Annotated in this window: 19 protein-coding genes and 1 pseudogene; 6 read left to right on the forward strand and 14 right to left on the reverse strand. The window is 50.6% G+C overall.

What is annotated here, in order from left to right; translation table 11 throughout:
* Nucleotides 1-73: 73 nt before the first annotated feature.
* The gene (locus tag D4100_RS04460) at nucleotides 74-826 is read right to left on the reverse strand and encodes a lytic polysaccharide monooxygenase (RefSeq protein ID WP_006316749.1); all 753 of its coding nucleotides are present in this window, start codon (nucleotides 824-826) and stop codon (nucleotides 74-76) included.
* Nucleotides 827-1,307: 481 nt separating this feature from the next.
* On the opposite strand from D4100_RS04460, the gene lolB reads away from it, so the two are divergent.
* The 3 genes from lolB (at nucleotide 1,308) to prs (ending at nucleotide 3,915) form a co-directional block, all read left to right on the forward strand.
* Nucleotides 1,308-1,931 carry a lipoprotein insertase outer membrane protein LolB gene (gene lolB / locus D4100_RS04465; RefSeq protein WP_119803264.1) on the forward strand — a complete coding sequence of 208 codons (624 nt, stop codon included), beginning with the start codon at nucleotides 1,308-1,310 and terminating at the stop codon, nucleotides 1,929-1,931.
* Nucleotides 1,928-2,794, forward strand: coding sequence for a 4-(cytidine 5'-diphospho)-2-C-methyl-D-erythritol kinase (gene ispE, locus D4100_RS04470; protein ID WP_006316747.1), 867 nt, complete (start codon nucleotides 1,928-1,930; stop codon nucleotides 2,792-2,794). The genes lolB and ispE overlap by 4 nt, the downstream gene beginning before the upstream one ends.
* A gap of 173 nt (nucleotides 2,795-2,967) precedes the next feature.
* Nucleotides 2,968-3,915 (forward strand): ribose-phosphate diphosphokinase, encoded by a 948-nt coding sequence (prs, locus tag D4100_RS04475; protein WP_004943207.1) that lies wholly within the window; start codon nucleotides 2,968-2,970, stop codon nucleotides 3,913-3,915.
* Nucleotides 3,916-4,099: 184 nt separating this feature from the next.
* Here prs and ychH read toward each other — a convergent pair whose 3' ends face one another.
* Complete coding sequence (gene ychH / locus D4100_RS04480; RefSeq protein WP_119803266.1) at nucleotides 4,100-4,378, reverse strand: stress-induced protein YchH; 279 nt, start codon at nucleotides 4,376-4,378, stop codon at nucleotides 4,100-4,102.
* Nucleotides 4,379-4,691: 313 nt separating this feature from the next.
* Between ychH and pth the strand changes: the two genes are divergently transcribed.
* Nucleotides 4,692-5,282: an aminoacyl-tRNA hydrolase gene (gene pth, locus D4100_RS04485; RefSeq protein ID WP_006316744.1), complete on the forward strand. Its 591-nt coding sequence runs from the start codon at nucleotides 4,692-4,694 to the stop codon at nucleotides 5,280-5,282.
* A gap of 40 nt (nucleotides 5,283-5,322) precedes the next feature.
* Here the strand turns inward: pth and D4100_RS04490 are convergent, their stop codons facing one another.
* The gene (locus D4100_RS04490) at nucleotides 5,323-6,852 is read right to left on the reverse strand and encodes a SulP family inorganic anion transporter (RefSeq protein ID WP_006316743.1); all 1,530 of its coding nucleotides are present in this window, start codon (nucleotides 6,850-6,852) and stop codon (nucleotides 5,323-5,325) included.
* Between the two features lie 331 nt (nucleotides 6,853-7,183).
* Here D4100_RS04490 and ychF point away from each other — a divergent pair, with 331 nt between their 5' ends.
* Nucleotides 7,184-8,275, forward strand: a complete 1,092-nt coding sequence (gene ychF / locus D4100_RS04495; RefSeq protein WP_119803268.1) for a redox-regulated ATPase YchF — start codon at nucleotides 7,184-7,186, stop codon at nucleotides 8,273-8,275.
* Nucleotides 8,276-8,765: 490 nt separating this feature from the next.
* Entirely contained in the window at nucleotides 8,766-10,136 is a 1,371-nt protein-coding gene (locus D4100_RS04500; RefSeq protein WP_244941631.1) for a hypothetical protein, read from the forward strand.
* A gap of 43 nt (nucleotides 10,137-10,179) precedes the next feature.
* Here D4100_RS04500 and D4100_RS25735 read toward each other — a convergent pair.
* From D4100_RS25735 to D4100_RS04555, 11 genes and pseudogenes are all read right to left on the reverse strand, one after another.
* Nucleotides 10,180-10,254 (reverse strand): annotated as a pseudogene (locus D4100_RS25735) (integrase); the annotation flags it as partial.
* Between the two features lie 106 nt (nucleotides 10,255-10,360).
* The gene (locus D4100_RS04510; protein WP_158586331.1) at nucleotides 10,361-13,150 is read right to left on the reverse strand and encodes an AAA family ATPase; all 2,790 of its coding nucleotides are present in this window, start codon (nucleotides 13,148-13,150) and stop codon (nucleotides 10,361-10,363) included.
* Complete coding sequence (locus D4100_RS04515) at nucleotides 13,143-13,742, reverse strand: hypothetical protein (RefSeq protein ID WP_006316739.1); 600 nt, start codon at nucleotides 13,740-13,742, stop codon at nucleotides 13,143-13,145. Before D4100_RS04515 ends, D4100_RS04510 begins: the two co-directional genes overlap by 8 nt.
* Nucleotides 13,735-16,140 (reverse strand): ABC-three component system protein, encoded by a 2,406-nt coding sequence (locus tag D4100_RS04520; protein ID WP_119803273.1) that lies wholly within the window; start codon nucleotides 16,138-16,140, stop codon nucleotides 13,735-13,737. The genes D4100_RS04515 and D4100_RS04520 overlap by 8 nt, the downstream gene beginning before the upstream one ends.
* A 462-nt stretch (nucleotides 16,141-16,602) precedes the next feature.
* On the reverse strand, nucleotides 16,603-17,205 hold the full coding sequence (locus D4100_RS04525) for a Fic/DOC family protein (RefSeq protein WP_338068457.1): 603 nt from the start codon (nucleotides 17,203-17,205) through the stop codon (nucleotides 16,603-16,605).
* A 3-nt stretch (nucleotides 17,206-17,208) separates the two neighbouring features.
* The gene (locus D4100_RS04530; protein ID WP_119803277.1) at nucleotides 17,209-17,376 is read right to left on the reverse strand and encodes a YhfG family protein; all 168 of its coding nucleotides are present in this window, start codon (nucleotides 17,374-17,376) and stop codon (nucleotides 17,209-17,211) included.
* Nucleotides 17,377-17,487: 111 nt separating this feature from the next.
* Nucleotides 17,488-18,081, reverse strand: coding sequence for an ATP-dependent Clp protease proteolytic subunit (locus tag D4100_RS04535; protein WP_043911797.1), 594 nt, complete (start codon nucleotides 18,079-18,081; stop codon nucleotides 17,488-17,490).
* Nucleotides 18,082-18,124: 43 nt separating this feature from the next.
* A complete protein-coding gene (locus tag D4100_RS04540; protein WP_119803279.1) occupies nucleotides 18,125-18,469 on the reverse strand; it encodes an SRPBCC family protein in 345 nt (114 codons plus the stop codon).
* On the reverse strand, nucleotides 18,466-18,780 hold the full coding sequence (locus D4100_RS04545) for an ArsR/SmtB family transcription factor (protein WP_006316733.1): 315 nt from the start codon (nucleotides 18,778-18,780) through the stop codon (nucleotides 18,466-18,468). Before D4100_RS04545 ends, D4100_RS04540 begins: the two co-directional genes overlap by 4 nt.
* A 134-nt stretch (nucleotides 18,781-18,914) precedes the next feature.
* Entirely contained in the window at nucleotides 18,915-19,340 is a 426-nt protein-coding gene (locus D4100_RS04550) for a universal stress protein (protein WP_006316732.1), read from the reverse strand.
* Between the two features lie 147 nt (nucleotides 19,341-19,487).
* Nucleotides 19,488-20,018, reverse strand: coding sequence for a hypothetical protein (locus D4100_RS04555; RefSeq protein WP_119803281.1), 531 nt, complete (start codon nucleotides 20,016-20,018; stop codon nucleotides 19,488-19,490).
* Nucleotides 20,019-20,154: the final 136 nt, after the last annotated feature.

A 20,154-nucleotide genomic window follows, 5' to 3' on the forward strand; every position in this document is an offset into this window, starting at 1 on the left:
TAGTAAACAGGACTCTCTTCAGCGCCGGTTAGGGTGCCAGCATGCTGCGCCGGCACCTTTAGGCTATTGCGGTTTATTTAGCTGCGGATAACCCGTTGAACCTTACGTCGCTACAGCTGAAAAAGGTTTCTCTCGCCGGGTCCTCCCGCTCCCACTGCACATACAACAGCGTTTGCTTCCCGTCGGCGCGATCGGCCGGGATTTTGACGTCAATCTGGTAGACGCCGGCATATTTGACATGGTCGCCTTTGGTCGGCGGCGGAACTATCACTTTAGTCACCTCAAGCTGTGTCAGATCGCTCCATTTCAACGTATCCGTGGCGGCATTGAAACTCGGCTTGGCAAGCGACACCGTCCACTTACTCGGCTCATGCACCTGGGTGGCGTCGAAGTGGAGCGTAGCCTGGCCGTCTTTTACCGCGACGCTGCTCACCTGCCAGTCGGCATGCGGCTGGTCGATGCCTTCAAACCTGGCGATACCCGCCGAGCAAAGCTGGCCATCGGGGACCTTTTCTGACGGATGCTGAGTACCTGCCAGGTTTTGCGAGTAAGCAGGCCATTCGGTAAACATCTGGCGGCGCTCCCAAATAGGAATGGTCTCCGCTTTGTACAAAAAGGCATTTCTGCAGGCCGCATTAGGAATGTTCGAGCCATCATCCGGGTGGTTGTAGCCGCCGTCCTGTTCACAAATAACCTGACGCGCCTTGGGAACCAAGGTAGCGCCATGCTTTGGCCCGATAGCTTTCGGTTCGGTATTATCGGCGGCATGCGCCGGCATCGTTAACGCAAACAGCATTCCTGCCAACAGAGAAAAACGCTTTTTCATACGAAATACCTTATTTATGTATAGGGGTTGAGATGCCCGCATCGCCTGTGTGGCGCAGATGATGCGCAGCAGGATAGCCCTGCTATCCATTTGGCTTTACCAGCATAGACATCTCCCCAGCAATTTACATAAATAAATTTAATCAATTAAAACCAAATGTCGCATGAATCACGCATAACAACGCGAAAACAATTCAATAAGCATTAATTTAATTGCTAATACATGCTGTATTGGCACAACGCCGACGTGGGCTACAGCCGAAGATATTCTCACGGCCGGCGCAGCACGTCCGGGCGATTGTGTTAATCTTATGGCAACCCAAAGTTCAGCCGTCAGCCGTTAAAGCATCTGTTATCACGTCAAAAAGACGGTGATATTCAGAACGGGGTGTGTTGACGCTATCGCGTTCCCCCGCTAGCGTGAACGCTGAAAAAAGATTTCGCTGTGCATGCCCGCAAGGACAAAAGGACAAGAGAAAGTTATGCCAATCCGCAAAGTCAGTTTGCTACGTCTGATCCCGCTGGCCAGCCTGGTGCTGGCCGCCTGTACCACCACCAAGCCAAGCGGCCCGGCTACCAGCCCAACCTCACCGCAGTGGCGTGCCCACGAGCAAGCGGTGCAACAGCTCGGGCAATATCAAACCCGTGGCTCTTTCGCCTATCTGTCGGACCAGAAAAAAGTTTACGCGCGCTTCTTCTGGCAGCAATTTTCGCCGGAACGCTACCGCCTGCTGCTGACCAACCCGCTTGGCAGCACCGAGCTTGACCTGAACGTGCAGCAGAACGTGGTGCAGTTGACGGACAACCAGGGCAAACGCTATGTCAGCGACAACGCCGAAGAAATGATCCGCAAACTGACCGGCATGGCGATCCCGCTGGATAACCTGCGCCAGTGGATGCTCGGCCTGCCGGGCGAAGCCAATGATTTCACGCTGGATGACCAGTACCGCCTGAGCAAGCTGACTTATCAGCAAGGCGGCCAGACCTGGACCGTGGATTATCAGGACTACAACAGCGACCTCAAGCCGCAGTTGCCGAGCCGCCTGGAACTGAAACAGGGCGATCAACGCATCAAACTGAAAATGGATAACTGGACCCTCAAATGATCCGCCAGTGGCCATCTCCCGCTAAACTAAATTTGTTCTTGTACATTACCGGCCGGCGCGAAGACGGTTACCACCAACTGCAGACGCTGTTCCAGTTTCTGGATTACGGCGATACGCTGACCATCGACGCACGGCAGGATGACGCCATCCGCCTGTTGACGCCGGTGGAAGGCGTGCCGGACGAGCAAAACCTGATCGTCCGCGCCGCACGCCTGCTGCAACAGCATTGCGATAGCCACGGGGTGAACACGGCCCCGCGTGGTGCCGATATCAGTATCGATAAGCGCCTGCCGATGGGCGGCGGGCTGGGTGGAGGCTCTTCCAACGCCGCCACTGTGCTGGTGGCGTTGAATGAACTGTGGCGCTGCGGGCTGAGTGACGAGCAGTTGGCTGAGCTGGGGTTGACTCTGGGTGCCGACGTGCCGGTTTTTGTGCGCGGTCATGCGGCGTTTGCCGAAGGCATCGGCGAACGGTTGCAGCCGGCCAACCCGGCAGAAAAGTGGTATTTGGTGGCGCATCCGGGCGTCAGCATCCCTACCCCGGTTATTTTTGGCGACGCGGAATTAAAAAGAGACACCCCGGTTCGCCCGTTAAATGTGCTATTGCAGGCAACTTACGCAAATGATTGCGAACCAATCGCAAGAAAACGTTTTCGCGAGGTTGAACAGCTTCTTTCTTGGCTGTTAGAATACGCGCCGTCACGCCTGACTGGCACAGGTGCATGTGTGTTTGCTGAATTCGACACAGAAATCGCCGCCCGTCAGGTGTTAAATCAAGCTCCGGAGTGGTTGTGTGGTTTTGTAGCGCGTGGCGTTAACGTCTCTCCACTACATCGCATCCGTTCCGGGCAGATTGAACCGTAGTTCTCGTTTCGCTGCGCAGAGTCATGCATACCTGGCCCTGTAATCCCTGCGCCGCTGCGGTTTCAAGTTAGTTTTTTACACACCCGTATGATATTGCGCCGGCATCGTTAACTGCCCCTTAGCGAAGGCCGTACGACAATATCTTCTCTGGACGCATGCCTGAGGTTCTTCTCGTGCCTGATATGAAGCTTTTTGCTGGTAACGCCACCCCGGAACTAGCACAACGTATTGCCAACCGTTTGTACACCAGCCTTGGTGACGCCGCTGTAGGTCGTTTTAGCGACGGCGAAGTGAGCGTGCAAATCAACGAAAATGTACGCGGCGGTGATATTTTCATCATCCAGTCCACCTGTGCCCCTACCAACGACAACCTGATGGAACTGGTTGTTATGGTAGATGCCCTGCGTCGCGCCTCCGCAGGTCGTATTACTGCTGTTATCCCTTACTTCGGTTATGCCCGCCAGGATCGCCGCGTGCGTTCTGCACGTGTGCCCATCACGGCCAAGGTTGTCGCCGATTTCCTCTCCAGCGTAGGGGTTGACCGCGTATTGACGGTGGATCTGCATGCTGAACAGATTCAAGGCTTCTTCGATGTTCCGGTAGATAACGTGTTCGGTAGCCCGATCCTGCTGGAAGACATGCTGCAACAGAATCTGGTGAACCCAATCGTGGTTTCCCCGGATATCGGTGGCGTAGTGCGCGCCCGCGCAATTGCCAAACTGCTGAACGATACCGATATGGCTATCATCGATAAACGCCGCCCGCGCGCGAACGTTTCTCAGGTGATGCACATCATTGGTGACGTGGCGGGCCGTGACTGCGTGCTGGTTGACGACATGATCGACACCGGCGGTACCTTATGTAAAGCGGCTGAAGCGTTGAAAGAACGCGGTGCCAAGCGCGTATTTGCCTACGCGACGCACCCGATCTTTTCCGGCAACGCCGTGGAAAACATCAGGAACTCGGTAATTGATGAAGTGATCGTCTGCGACACCATTCCGTTGTCTGCTGAAATCAAGGCACTGAAAAACGTACGCACTCTGACGCTGTCCGGCATGCTGGCTGAAGCCATCCGCCGTATCAGCAATGAAGAGTCAATCTCTGCGATGTTCGAGCATTAATTCATTTTCTTTTCGGTGCGGCGCCCTGCCGTACCGGAAGAATCTATGCCCGGCAGCAGAAAAAGAAAAACCCGTTGGTGCGCAAGCAGCAACGGGTTTTCTACTCGTAGTCAAACATGACCTTAGGCCTGAGTGCGCGGCAGATCTCCTTTGCCGTAATGCCGCTTCCCTTCTGTTTTTTTAATCAATGCGACGAACGATGCTGGTCATTGCGGCAGCGTTTATCGAAGTGTTTTACCCACCAGTAACGATCCGCAACCTGCTCGCGGCCACCGATACGTGCACCAACCAGCCACAGCAACGCACCGACGAAAATACTCATGACGGCGCCATGGGCGAAAAGTTGCGGTAAACTGAGCTGCGATACTTCAGCAAGAATGTTGTATCCGACACCGCCGATCATCACGACCAGCCCCAGCCCCATAAAAAAGTTGCCCATTCTGCATGCGTTTCTACGTTTCATTTGTCACCTCCATAGACCAATATGCCAACCGGGATAACTCAGCAAAGGGTTAACCCACTTTGATAAGTTAAGTATAGTCCCTGGTCCGACAAGGGGTTTGCGGAGACGATCACAAATGGTAAAGAAAACGTGACAAATCTTTACCTTATCCGGTTTATTAGCCAACAAATTGAATTATTTTTCTAATGAATTATTCAATTTTCAGCCTATGGCAGAATCAATACGCAGGGGTGGGCATCAGGATTTTGTCATTCGCGGCGGCGGCAGGTAGACTAATGCCCTTTCCATTATCTCGATCATAGCGAATTTCCCAGTGAGCAGTATTAAATTGATAGTCGGCCTGGCGAATCCGGGCGCTGAATATGCCCAGACGCGGCACAACGCCGGCGCCTGGTACGTAGATTTGCTGGCTCAACGCCATAACCAGCAGTTGAAGGAAGAGAGCAAATTCTTCGGTTACACCGCACGGCTCAATCTGGCGGGCAACGACGTGCGGCTGCTGGTGCCGACCACCTTTATGAACCTGAGCGGCAAAGCGGTGCTGGCGATGGCCAATTTCTACCGCATTGAGCCGGATGAAATTCTGGTGGCGCATGACGAGCTGGATATCCCTCCGGGCATTGCCAAAATCAAGCTTGGCGGCGGTAACGGCGGCCACAACGGGCTGAAAGATATTCAGAACAAGTTCGGCAATAACCCGAACTTCTACCGTTTGCGCATTGGCATTGGCCATCCGGGCGATAAAAACAAGGTCGTAGGATTTGTGCTCGGCAAGCCACCGGCCAGCGAACAAAAAATGATTGATGAAGCGATAGATGAAGCCGCCCGCTGCACCGAAGTACTGCTGACCGACGGGCTGGAAAAAACCGTTCGCCGTCTGCACAGCTTCAAAGCGCAGGCCTGAGGGTTACCGCAGCGGGCATGCCGCCCGCTGCGTGCCGCTATTACGTCCTTACCTTAAAGGTTTCCTCGCCGAGGTTACTGTCATCGGTCTGATACCCTTCTTCAGCCACATAATACTGCGGGTCGTCCAGCTCATGGCTGCAAAACGGACCGGCCCGTTTCAGCAAGCGCACGCAATCGCCGCTCAGGTGGCGCAGGCGGATGGCTTTCCCCGCCGCCAGATAACGCGCCGTCAGCTTATCGATCGCCTCTACCCCGCTGGAATCCATCACCCGGGTGCCGGCAAAATCCAGCACCACGTTCTGCGGATCGTTTTTCGGCTCAAACAGATCGGCAAACGCCGCCGTGGAGCCAAAAAATAGCGGGCCGTCGAGTTGATACACCGCCACATCGCCCTCAACCTGGCGCTGACGAACGCGGATACGCGCCTGCTGCCAGGCAAACGCCAGCGCCGAGATAATCACCCCGCTGATAACCGCCACCGCCAGATCGGTAAAAATGGTAATCAGAGTCACCAGCAGCATCACCAGCGCATCCATCTTCGGCATGCGGCGCAGCCGACGCAGCGAACTCCATTCAAAGGTGTTGTAACACACCACCAGCATGACCCCGGCCAATGCCGCCACCGGCAACAGGCCGATATAGCCCGACAGGCTGACCACGAACAAAATCAATAACAACGCACCCACCACGCCGGAGATACGCCCGCGGCCGCCTGAGGTGAAGTTGATGATCGACTGCCCAATCATCGCGCAGCCGGCAAAGCAGCCAAACAGACCGCAAATCGTGTTACCTGCGCCCTGAGCGATGCTCTCGCGGTTGCCGTTACCTTTCTTGCCACCCATTTCGTCGAGCACCGTCATGGTCAACAGCGATTCAATCAGGCCGACCAGGGCGATCACCAACGCGTACGGCAGCACTACTTTCAGCATTTCCAGGTTGAACGGTACCATCGGCAGGCTGAAATGCGGCAAGGCGCCGGAAATATCCGCCAGATCGCCGACCCGCAGCGTAGGCAGATTGAGCCCGATCGCCAATGCAGAAACCAGGATCAGCGCCGCCAGCGAAGCCGGGATCACGCGCGTCAGCCGGGGGAAGAACACCACCACCAGGATCGCCAGTGCCACCAGCCCGTACATCAGCGGCCCCTGCCCGGCAATCATATGCAGTTGCGCCAGCATGATGACAATCGCCAGGCCGTTAACGAAGCCGTGAATGGCGGGCAGCGGCACCAGCCGAATAAACTTGCCCAGCCGGAACACGCCGATCAGGATTTGGATAGCGCCGGCAAAAATCGTCGCCCAAAGTACGTATCCCATACCGTGCTGCGCAGCGAGGCTCATCAGCACCACCACAATAGAACCGGCAGCGCCCGACACCATGCCCGGCTTGCCGCCGAACAGCGCCGTCACCAGGCCGATAATAAAGGCGGTGTGCAGCCCGACGATCGGGGAAAGCCCGGCGACCAACGAGAAACCGACCGCTTCCGGGATCATCGATACCGCCACCACAAAGCCCGCCAGGACCTCGTTCTTGACGTTCGACAGCCTGACATTGCTCAGGTTAAACATGAATTATTCGCTTCTGACAGATAAAAAATACATCCCCGCAGAACGGGAACCAAGGCCGCATGGCGCGGCAAACCGCAGCAGAGAGGCAACTCAGGGTGGACTGGGCAAGAAGGACATCCGGCGCGTTTCCTGTAGGTTAATCAGAAGCGCAGTATGTGTAAATGTGATCCAAATCTCAATGCAAAGCGGCCCCGCCGTCGTATTTTCCCGCCGTATACAGCCAGATCGAGAAAAACGCCCATTACGTGTATAATGGCCGCATTATTCTGCCATTTATGCAGCGAGTTAACTCTAACTAGCTGATAGTCAAGATATTTAAGGTGATAACAACATGGGATTCAAATGCGGTATCGTCGGCCTGCCTAACGTAGGCAAATCCACCCTGTTCAACGCGTTGACCAAAGCGGGTATCGAAGCAGCCAACTTCCCGTTCTGCACCATTGAACCTAATACCGGTGTGGTGCCGATGCCCGATCCGCGTCTGGACAAGCTGGCCGAGATCGTCAAGCCTCAGCGCATCCTGCCAACCACCATGGAATTCGTCGACATCGCCGGCCTGGTGAAGGGCGCATCCAAAGGCGAAGGTCTGGGCAACCAGTTCCTGACCAATATCCGTGAAACCGAAGCTATCGGCCACGTGGTGCGCTGCTTCGAAAACGACAACATCATCCATGTGAACAACAAGGTTGATCCGGCTGACGATATCGAAGTCATCAACACCGAGCTGGCGCTGTCGGATCTCGACACCTGCGAACGCGCCATTCACCGCGTGCAGAAGAAAGCCAAAGGCGGCGACAAAGACGCGAAAGCCGAACTGGCCGCGCTGGAAAAATGCCTGCCGCAGCTGGAAAACGCCGGTATGCTGCGTGCGTTGGATCTGACCGAAGAAGACAAAGCGGCCATCCGCTACCTGAGCTTCCTGACGCTGAAACCGACCATGTACATCGCCAACGTCAACGAAGACGGTTACGAGAACAACCCGTACCTGGACAAAGTACGTGAAATCGCCGCCGCCGAAGGCTCCGTAGTGGTTGCCGTATGCGCCGCCGTGGAATCCGACATCGCCGAGCTGGAAGACGAAGACCGCGCCGAGTTCATGGCCGAGCTGGGCCTGGAAGAACCGGGCCTGAACCGCGTGATCCGCGCCGGTTACGAGCTGCTGAACCTGCAAACCTACTTCACCGCCGGCGTAAAAGAAGTGCGCGCCTGGACCATCCCGGTGGGCGCTACCGCCCCGCAGGCGGCCGGCAAGATCCACACCGACTTCGAGAAAGGCTTTATCCGCGCGCAAACCATCGCGTTTGAAGACTTCATCACCTATAAGGGTGAGCAAGGCGCCAAAGAAGCCGGCAAGATGCGTTCAGAAGGCAAAGAGTACGTCGTTAAAGATGGCGACGTGATGAATTTCTTGTTTAACGTTTAAATATAATCTGTTGTTTCTGGCGGTCTCTTACCGTCTCAGGAAACAGAAAATAGACTTTAAATCCACGCATTTGCGTGGATTTTTATGTCTGCAGCATTCATAACATCTCTTAACAGCGCATATGAATGGATCACATACGGGGAGCGGATCAACCTACCTTGATGAAAGAAAGGTAATGATGCAAGAATGGGTCGACAAGCTCGATGAATGGTCTGCGATCAATAGATAGACATTCGATTATGACCTGGTTGAGAGCGGCCTAGGCCCTTCAGTATAAATCTAAGCATGGATGCGACCCCCAAATATGCTATTTGAGTATGCCCTTCACAAAAATTCGAACAAGATAGTCCACGTTGATGCCGTTCCTAACGGCAAACGCTGTGAATGCATTTGTAAGAACTGTGGTGACGACCTAGTAGCAAAGAACAATGGTATGATTATCCAGCACCATTTCTCCCACACAACTAAAGAGGAAAGCCGGGACTGTCAGATGACACAACTGCATATCGCGATGCAGTTGCATTTTGCTTCTCTATCGGAGATCACCCTCCCCGAAAACGAGATTGAAGTTAACGGAGAAGACCTCATAGTTCCAGAGCAGGCCACAGCGGTTAATGAGTCAGTTCGTGAATACAGGATCGGCCCCTATCTAGCAGATGTATACCTGAGAACAGAAGCTGGCGAGGTGGCTATTGAAGTTTGTGTTACTCACAAGTGCGAAGAGGAAAAGCGACAGTACTATATTGATAATCAGATTGATTCAATTGAGTACCATTTTCCTCTAAATGAAGGCAACAGCATCACTGAATGGATTGCACTGGTTAGTGACAACCTTGTAGAGTACGAATGGATCTATCACTCTACCCTTGAAACAAAGAAACTTGAATATCTAGAAGAGATAGAACTAGAGAAACAGAAGAAAAAAGCTGAGAGGAAAAGCAGATCACTGCAATCAGTTAAAAAATCTCTGACTTCAAAGAAAATTCACTTACCTAGTATCCATAAAGAAATGGAATACATCTATACTGGAGTAACCTTTAAAGAAAGCCAACTAATTTATCCCAAAAGAAATATAGCCTGTGAAAATGTATCTATATCAATAGATACTGATGACTATGTCGTACTCGAAGGGTTTGTCGGAAATCGTGTAATATCTGTAATATATTCGTTTTCTGATAACATACCTGAACTGGCATATCAAGATGACCGAAGTATAGTATGTCGTCATTATACGGATGAATCCAATAAACCGACATGGTCATGGATCAAACATCCGTCTATAACTAAGAGGTTTGATAGGATTTATATTCAATTCCAAACTAATTGCCAGTATCTCTATCGCCAGCGTCAAAGACTTTTATATTTAAAGAACAAAGCTCATGGGCTTTGTTCTGAATACTTGGCTAATCGACAATTCTATTTCGATCGAGACTATCGAAAGTGGAAGAGATGGATGATCGAAAATAAATTATTCACACCAACACCGGATAACTATAAACTTCCTTTTCCAAATATCCTCAAAATGAAAAGGGAGTATTCTATGCTTTGGCCGTTTCAAACATGGGATATAATGGTGTTGAGCAGCTTAGCAGAAATGATTGACTCCTATCCTGCCGGACAAAGGATATATTACTGTGATTTGTTTACATCTTTGGAACAGAGACATGGTTTATCATATGAATACGCATACATAGTAAAAGAATTCAAGGAATTGAATCAATCGACAACCTTCGACAACTTAATCAATCAGAACAGTATTATTCAAGATGCTTTATCCCCATATGCGATGATGAGTCTTATTTCTTTACGAGAGGACCATTTAATGCGAAAGGGTTCTCTCATGTTATCTCTGAGTATATAGCAGTATTAACATTTTAAGCTGGTCATGTGTAAGTATCCCAGCATTAGTTCCATGCACTTTTTGAGATTTCCGGGCTTTCAGCCATCAGTCGATACTCTTCCGGCGTCAGGTTATTCAGGACGAACCTGTTGATAGTTGGCCTTAACGAATTTGCATTCTAGCAAACGCATCATAAGGCCATAGCGTTGGATATACGTTATGGCTATCCTCATGAATTGTTCTGTTTAACTGTATGACGCAGTAACTCCCCGCAGGGGATTGCCTTCAAGGGTAATAATCCTCAAATTGTCTTTGCAGGATTCCGATGAGAATTTTTGTCGTAAATGCCGTCTTAAACCGTTGCTTGCAGTCGTAAGGACAAGATTCATACCCGGTTCACTGGCTGTGAGCATTCGAAAAATATCCATCATCGCTACCCTGTTTAGATCATCAAGGTGTGCAACCGGCTCATCTAGAAAGAAGGAACCACCAAGTGTTCGGGCTCTTGCAAGAAACAACGAAAGAGCGAGATCCTGCCTTTGTCCCTGACTAAAATGAGTTTGTGCATTCAGCGTACCAATTTGTTCAGACGCACCGGATAAAGAAGGCTGGTCTGTGGGTGCAGTTGACATCACGGCCTCCCAACAAAATGCCCCTTCTTTTTGCCCCATGCTCAATGCCTGATAAACTTCATTTGCATGCATACGGGAGAATAATTCTGATGCAGGCAAAAGTAATCTATTGAGACTTTTCGTTGCAACATGCCTGATGTGGTTATCCCAATGTTCTCGGGTTCGGGCGGCAGTATCAACGCACTTTTGACGGTTTGATATCTTTTGTTCTACCTGTTGCAGGTTCTGGCGTAGAACATTGAGTAACGCTATATCGGTACTGACTTTTAAAGCTGCCCTTGCCTTTCCAAGGTATTCTTTCGCGCTTTCCAGTACGTAGGATTCAGTGGTGATTTCTTCGTTAATCCTGTTTAGGAATTTAGCATCTACAGGATTATCCTGAGCAAGGAAATACCAGCTATTTATCAATGGTGTAACAACTGCCAGACGTTGCGCGGAAGCTTTTTCGTCTTCGGCTATCTCTTTTTGCAGGCGGACTATCTTCTCATCATTATTTTTTTGTTGCTCAGCAAAAGTATCCCGCTTGCCTGTGTGATCCTTCACTCTTTCGCCATGTTTCGTTAATCTAGCTGACAGCCAGTTTTTCGTCTGCTGTATTTGTTCAGAAAGCCCTCCTTTAAGGGATATAGCTTCCGTTTGTGCTATTGCTTGCAGCAGACTGGTGAAGCGAATAATTTCAACAGACAGTTGTGTTCTGGCAAGTGAAGTAACCAGTTCAGCACCCAACTCCCTAAATCCGGCATTTGCACGCCATTTACGGATACCTGAATCCGCAACAATATTCTCTGTTTCTGTCTGGAGCCTCAGGATATCATTACGAGCCTGCAATGCATCCTGCTGACGTTTTTTAGCATCGTCGTAGAGTTTGATTGCCTGCTTTTCCCTCTCTTGAGCCTGCAAAAGAACATTTCTGGCTTGCTGAACGGCGGTGTCGGTTTTACCTGATACCTTATGTAACTGTTCTACAAGTTTATCATGTACATAGTAATGCTGACCGCAAAGAGGGCAGTCATCCGCGTGATTAGCTTTTACAAGCTCCATCCCGGACGCCTGTAGCTGTTCAAGTGAAGTGCTTATTGTTTTGAAAGCTTCGCTGAGCTGTAAGGATTCTCGGCGGGCTCCCTGCACCGTCAGATGCAGTTGAAGGAGGCTATTTTCATCCGGTGCCTTTTTGACAATTTCTTCCAGGCTGGCAATCGTTTCAGAAGTTTTTGCCCATATGTTATAGGACGTACTGAGCTTTTGCCATGCTTCGTACTGAGCAGAGCAGGTTTCTAAATCCAGAGCAGATTCAGGAAGTGTAAAATGCAACAAAGGTATGTCTATCACATCCTTCGGCACGCCTGTTATATCACTTACTTGCTTTGCCAGTATTTCCCAATCGCTAAGTTTGAATAGGTGATTTTCAGTTTCCCACACCATTTGCTGTAATTTTTCCAGCTCATCAGTAACTGTTGCCAGCGACTGGCGGAGTTGCTTTTCAGTGGCGCTATAGAGATCGAGTTGCTGGTGTGCTTTTTGAGTTACGGCAGTGTTGATGGCCTCTTGCTCTTTATGTCCAGCAAGGGTTTGCCACCCTGCTTTTACACTCAGCAAATGTTTCTCTCGACGCGAAAATGCCCCTTGCCGTTGTTCCAGAAATACAGATGCCGCTTCACATTGCTTCTCAGGAAGTGAAGTTTCAGGTAACTCAAAACCTGTGAGAGCTGAGATATCAGCAAGGTTTTTCACAATCAGGGATTGTATTCCATCGTCGGCAGCCACTGATTTTTCAAGAAGGCCTATTTTTTTTGTTAGCTCTGCATGCTCATTTTTCAGTTTGCGATCTGTCGGGAGATTTGACTCATAAATTCGGAGCGAATTCTGCATAGGCAGAAGATGTCCATATCCCAGAATATTGGCGAAGATTTGACGGCGCTGTTCAGCAAAGTCGTTATCTACCAGTAAGGACATGGCGTTGGAATAGAGCCATCGGCTTCCCCTCAACCAGTCACTTTTGACTCGCTGTCGTGTATCCGCTCTGGTGCCTGTACCGGTTTCATCAGGAGTCAGAAGCTTCAGTAAATCGCTGTCACTGAGTCGTTTATCTTTGCGAGGACCAGTTTTGAATAAGGCGTCAGGGGTTCGCACAATTTCTGTTAACTCATCGCCAAGCTGACAGGTTGCGCGAACATAGGTTTCCCCTTTACCCCATTTACATCGTAACGAATCACCTGACACATTTTCTGATTCTCCCGTCAGCAGCCATTCAATCGCCTGACAAACGGAGCTCTTTCCACTACCGTTCGCAGCGGTAATAACCGTCAGTGGTGCTGATAAATCGAGTTCTAGGCGGCCAGGAATGCCTCTGAAGTTTTGTATTTCAACCTTCCTCACTGAAAAAGCAGACATAATCTTAATCATCCCATTCCGTTGCATGTTGTCTGGCAAGCGCCGTTCCCGCTAATGTTTCAAGGGCTTCAATCAATTTTATCCCTTCAGGATCGAGTCCTGGCGGATAAGCTGCGATTTCGCTTTCAGCTTCTGCATCCAGTCCAAGTGCACTGATGCGTTCAGTGCGACACCATTCTCCATCCTTAGACCAGACTACATTTTTACGTACGAGTCGGGTATTTTGCTCAACGTGAGTGACTTTTTGGCGCAGCTCTTCGCATGGCGCTGTCAACGCGAGAATGAGATACCCATCATATATTCTGCCGGGAACTTCCAGCCCCACAAGCAGCAAGTCAAGTCGTCTCTCTGCTTCAAGCATTTGCGACGTAAATGCCTCAACTGTATTTTCGCTGATGTGCTGGAGAAAGATGAGGGCGTATGAGGACTGCCAGACGTCTACGGAGGCGTTATCAGGCACGAACGTTGTGTCACTCTTAATTCCGGGCTGTTTAGCCTCTGCCTGATCCATTAATGCAGACAGTGTGAGCGAGTCTATTTTCCGAAAGCCACTCTTCTCTGCCTTACGGCTGATAAGCTGTTCCAGCTCCTCTTTATCACTCATTTTCATCTTTCCTTAGCGAACGCACAAATTTTTCGAGACCTGAACCGTCGATGTCTTCAAGATAGTAGTCATCCAGTACAGACAGGGAATGGAGCTCCGCTTGTCTGTTAACATGGATTTCAGTGATTTCATTTTCATCTGCGTAATCTGGCAGAGTGATATCAACCCTGTGTACTTCACCAGTCCTTGCGATCCAGTGGTCCATCCGATTCCCTCTTCCTTTTGCCAGAACCCTAAGTTTGGGATGTTCACCTGCCTCTGCAGCCCACAACAGAACTTCTGCTTTTACTTGCCTGTAACTTAAGTCAGGATCTTCTAAAAGCACGATGTGTTCTACTGAAGTCATAGATGCCCATTTGAGTGTCCCACTTTTATTGCATTCGGTCTGCCATTCGAGTTCCGAATGAGAACTAAGGTAGCTGTTGAGACCAGCATGCCGCGCTAATTTGGTGTTGTCCCATGAAACAGTGTCCGGCAAAACCGGCGTGTAAGGTTTTAGTTTGTTCATGCAATGGTGAACAATGAGGCTTGAGGACATGCCCTTGTCTGCAAGATACTGGATACAGAGTTTATCTTTAGCACGATTAGGGTAAGGTGAATCATCTTTACTTTCGTAAAGGGTTACATGTGACAGTAATTCTGCAAATAAGGGAATGTAGTCGCTGACAAGCGTGCTGCCTTCAACACGAAATAAACTGGGGCGGAGGAGCTGAAGTGTAGGGCTCTTCCAGTAAGCGCTGAATGATGCAACTGCCGTCTGGGCTGAGCGTATTACCACCCCGTTTTCGACAATTCCACGCGTGGACATCAGCGTATGGCTGCTGTCTGCGCAGGGGTAAGCCCCGCAAAACGTGCGTAACCCGTTCTTGTATTTTGTCGATGATGGATGGCAGCACAAGAAGGCAAGGTCTGTCTTTTCCCTAAGGACTTCAAAATGTGCGAGAGCATGTTTAACTTTCTCATCTTCAACACATTGCGATGCACAGACAGCAAGTGCATGTTTCCTGATGGCAGAGCCGGTCTCTTCTAAAGACATTGCCAAGCGATTTAGCATCGCTTTAGATGCGGACACGCTGCAAAAAAAATCCGCGCCAAGCACTGGCCAGAAACATACATCTTCGAATATGAAGCAATGGTGATGTGTTCCTTGGCCGTCAGAATGGTCAGCGGGGACATTTTCCAGAAGCAAATGACAGGTGGTTTCCCCTGATCGCTCTTTAATCCAGCACCACCCTGCCTGATACTCCTGCACTGGAGCAGGATCCCACTCTGGGGACGGAAAAATGATTTCACCCGACTCTCGCCACCAATTCAGCTTTTCACCACTGACTTTGCCGCAGCCGACGACAAGAATAACTTGCCCTTTTGACGTATTGAGAATCCTGCTAATTTCTTTATAGTCATCAGGATTAAAAGAACCTGCGCTGGATATAATAACAGTAGGGGCCGAGCCAAATTGACTCGCTCTTACTGTTTTCATTGAATTCTGAAGCAAGTTCAACGTGTCATTACACTCAGGTATCATGACAACATTCAGATTTTCCCCTTCAAGAAGTTTTCCCGGAATATAGGTTGAAAGCACATTTTGTGTTTCACTCAGTTGCTCTGGCGAGCAACTGCCGGTCTGGATAAATTGCTTTAACGGCACGAGTAATTCTGATATGTCACCCGTAATGACCTTCTGAAACTCATAGTAAGTACCGGCAACACCTGGCAGCATACGAACCAGTGCTGAAAGTTCTGACCTTCTTAACAAACCTAGTCTGGTATCAACCAAGCGTGGCCAGATAAGATCGCACAGCTCAGTGGCATTCAATTTTTCAAAAGTGGAGTGTGTTTTCAAAAACACTGAACCATCGCGGGCCTTCAGTACTGCTGTTTCGAGTTCTGAGCGATGCCTTTTCATGTGGGCTTCCCCAGCCCCCACTAGAAAATCTGTCGCTGTCCCTCCCGTTGATTCAGATACTGCGAGATACCAGCGAAACTCCTGGCCATAAGGCGGTAACATCCCCGGTTTAACGAGCCCGTAAAGCAGATACTTAGTTAATTCTTCGAGAACAAGATTCAGTTGCACGGGTTTGTTGTACTTCTTACACTGAATGGTGCCAACGCATTGACCGCCCATGTGCAATATTACATCTCTGCCAGCATCCGCACCGCCACTGAACCGACGAACGGAATCATACCAGTCCCACTCCTCAAGTCCCTTAAGCTCAGAGCAAATGTCGCCTACAAATAGCTCGAAGATATCATCAGAAAAATGCGCCATCGGATATTGTCCGCCGTAAAGTGTCAACAGCGGCGCTTTTGACCGGGCAATATCCTGATGCAGTGTAGTAATTAATGCTTCACGTTCTTCATCGGTTTCAGGGCGCTTCGAGCGTCTTACCTTTGACATCTGCTTGTCATCCTGTTGTGGTATCAACACTTTTTCACGACATCATATAAGGAATGATAAAAGTCCACAATTTTTGTCAGGCCCTTAATATTGACCCGGTACATAATACGGTATCAAAAAGGCCACATTTCCCTTTGTGCAGACGTACTGTCATGTCACGTACTGAGCCCTAGGTACTCTACGGACGGTTGTGTTTGAATTTATTGCGGCACTGTCAGGTAAATGGCCCCAGCGACAAACTCATCTCGGTGACATTGGTCCAAAATGGGTAAACAGGTGTTTTGATAGCCAGCCTTAAATGAACACTCAAGTCAAAATGAGTATAAAAACGAAATTAAAATACAAATAAACCATTTATTATAGAGTTACAAAATAAATCACCGTTCAACGTCTAAGCTTCTACTTCGCTGCTAACTCAAAAATCCACGCAATTGCGTGGATTTTTATTTAACGGCAAAAGGTTTAGTTCTGCTCACCGATCCGCTCCCCAATGCATTTCTCAAACACCGTTTTCAATGGCCCATAGTCACAAATGACCGCCGCTATGTTAGCGTGCATCCACTCAGCCTCTTCGACGGGCCACCAACTGATCGTAAAGCCCGCGTTGACGATGATATGTTCGAACAGAACGCGTTGAGCTCTACCGTTACCCTCCCGAAAAGGATGGATCATGTTCAGATCGCCAAATTGCTCAGCCACTGCATCGATCAATTCTGAACGCTCCCACTCTTCAAACCAATCCTTCCGCGCCATGATGTCGAAGATTTTGGCAGCCTCGGGCTCGATTCGAGTAAGGCTGCAAAAACGCGTGTCGCCCTTTGAGATGTCAATAGTGCGAAGCTCACCAGCCCAATCATAAATATCGGAAAATAAACTACGGTGAATTTGCTGAAGGTAGCTCAGATCATAAGGGGGAAGGGAAAAATCGATCTGCTCGGCCGCAATCTCTGAAAGATCACGTTCGGCCTTTATAAGTAGCAGATCATCCTGAAGGTTTAACCGATTACGTAGCGTGTTACTACCAGGGTAACAATAGGGATCTTGTCCGGTACCGTACTTGTCCAACAGTCAGGCCAGTTTCCGATACGCACGCAGAACAGCTTCGCGTTCGGGTAACTCGCGTTTAGACTCCGCCTCTGTGACTTCATAACCTTCTAAACGCAGGCTGGCAACGTAGTTAGAACGACGCGTCTTGGCACAGTAGGCGATTTTGGCTTGCAGACTGGTCTTTTTCACTGAAAACACCTTATCCTGGGACCCAACAAAATATAGCTTAATTATACGCAATCCCCGACTAAAACTCACCCCGCAAAATACGCCACATCCTGTGGCACAGGTGAAGTCCTGCTACCGCCGCACCAGCACCCGATCCACCAGCCCCCACTCAACCGCCTCATCGGCCGTCATAAAGCGGTCGCGATCCAGCGCTTGTTCGACCTCTTCATCACTGTGGCCACAATGTTCGGCATACAGCCGGATCACCCGCTGCTTGGTGCGTCGCATCTCTTCGGCATGAATAAAAATATCCGATGCCTGGCCCTGAAAACCGCCCAGCGGCTGATGAACATGCAGGCTGGCATTGGGCAATGCCGCACGGTGGCCCGGCTCCCCCGCCATCAGCAGAAACGACCCCATCGAACGGGCGGTTCCCATGCACAGCGTATGCACCTGCGCGTTGATGAATCGCATGGTGTCATAAATGGCGAAGCCGCTGGTAATGGCACCGCCGGGTGAGTTGATGTAGAGGTGAATGGGTTTTTCCGGGTTCTCCGCCTCGAGAAACAGCAACTGCGCACAGACCAATTCGGCGATGGCGTCGTTGACTTCGCCATTCAGAAAGATGATGCGATCGCGCAACAACCGCGAGTAAATATCAAAGGATCTTTCCCCCTGGCTGGATTGTTCTACCACCATTGGGACGAGCAGCATCGCTTCACGCATAGGTGAACTCCGTTTTGCAGATACAAGCTGATGAATGAAAGGGTCAGGCGGCGCACATAAGAAGCTGCCCACTGTCGTTGGCCGCCGTCAGGCGTGCGTCGTCCAGTACATGGATAATGCGCAACCGGCTGCCGCCATCGGCGTCGGGCCGGATTTGCAACGTTACCGTGCTTTCGAGGAATGGCGGTTCGTCATCGCGCATCCGGTAGCGGATTTCCTCACCCGGCATTGAAACCACCGGCTCGGCATCGGCCAATAGCTGTGACGGCAACCATTGCTCGCGCAACTCAGGGATGCCAATCGCCCGCCAGACTTTCTCCGGCGGCGCGTCGAGCCGGTATTCGAGGAGCAAAGGCTCACCCCATTTTTCGCTGCCGGTGTCGTTCATTGGTCCATGTCCTTGAGCAAAATGTTCAATTTGTCGATCTGCGCCGGCCAGAAGGCACGGTACTTATCCAGCCAGCGGGCTATCAACGCCAGGCCCTGAGGATCGACTTCGTAATTGACGAAACGGCCCTGCCGCTCCTCGCACACCAGCCCGGCGTGGCGCAACACCGCCAGATGTTGGGACATGGCCGATTGGCTGATTTGCATGCCTTCGCGCAGCGCACTGGCATTCATGCTGCCAATCGCCAGCTTTTCGAAGATGGCGCGACGGGTGGGATCTGCCAGCGCTTTGAAGATGTCATTTTCATTCATGACTACACATTAGTATCCACTTATCTAATGCGCAAGTTTTCAGCATGAGATATTCATTTGGCTATCACGGAACGAGGCACAGGGTAGGCAACCGGGAGACGGCAAACCGCGCAGCCGCGCGGTTTGTTTATGCACTATGATTTAATCGGGATCACCAGCACGTCGACGTTCAGCTGATTGATGGCATGGCGGGTCGATGAAAACAGGTTATTCCACAGGTCGTGATGATGGCCGAAGATCGCCAGATCTATCCCTTTATCCACCACCGCGTTCTTCAATTGTTCAATAAAATCACCGCGCCCAATAATCACCTCGTTGATCGGGTAATTCACATTTTGGGTCATCGGTTCCATCTCTTTTTTGATCTTGTCGTCGAAAGATACGCCGTCGTAGCTTCTCTCCGAAAAACCAATCGCCGCGTGATAGGTATCGTAATGAACGTCCACGTAGATCAGGGAGAGTTTGGCCTTCAAGGCGGCGGCCAGCAACGCGCCTTTTTCAACCAGCCGTTTGCCGTCATCGCTCAGATCGGTAGTAATTAAAATATGTTGATAACACATAGCGCCTCCTGTCATTGACTCGGTAGAGAGCCGAGGCTCCGATATCCCATAGGGTTATATCGTTATGGTTAATTTTAGTTCAGAAACGCGGCAACCGGATGGGGATATTACGCAGAAGAATGGCCCCGCAGCCGGGGCCAGAGAGGATCAACGCACGCGCTGCACTTCAAACCACACATTGCAAACCGACAGAATCAGCGTGTTGGCGTCTTTCACCAGCACGTTGTCGCCGGGGACGCCTTCGGTACCTTGATCGGTGATGCCTTTAATCTCGGTGTCGGCGTGCTGGATTGTCACCCGCTCAACCGAAGGCGTGCTGATGCCCAGCATCGGGAAGTCAATGTAGGAACTGCTGCCGGAATTGTCCTCGACAAACTCCTGCGCCTCGACCGTGCTGAGGGTCGCACCCTGATTTTGCAGCGCGGTACCGTTCCAACTGAAGCCGTCGGCCTTATAGCTGATTTTGCCGCCGACCAGGCTGTTTGCCTGCTGTTCGTCCCAGCAACCCACGGTTTGCGTCGGCAAAATCTTGCTGACATGCCAGTTGCCCAACAGCGTTTTTGGGATCGGTTCAATCGCCGCCTGCTGGCCCTGCTCCGCCGCCTGTACCTGCGTCGTCGATACGCAGGCCAACACCACCAGCGGCAGCAGCGCCTTGCTCCAGATGTTAAATCGCATTGTATTTTCCTTTCGTGAATTCTGCCCCTGCCGGGCCTGCGAACATCATAATAACCCGGTGGATCCGCAGTCAAAACAAACCGGAGAACAAGGGCACAAACAGAGCAATCCTATAACCGTTATTTCACGCCCGGCG

This window comes from Serratia inhibens (assembly GCF_003591175.1).
Lineage (GTDB): Bacteria > Pseudomonadota > Gammaproteobacteria > Enterobacterales > Enterobacteriaceae > Serratia > Serratia inhibens.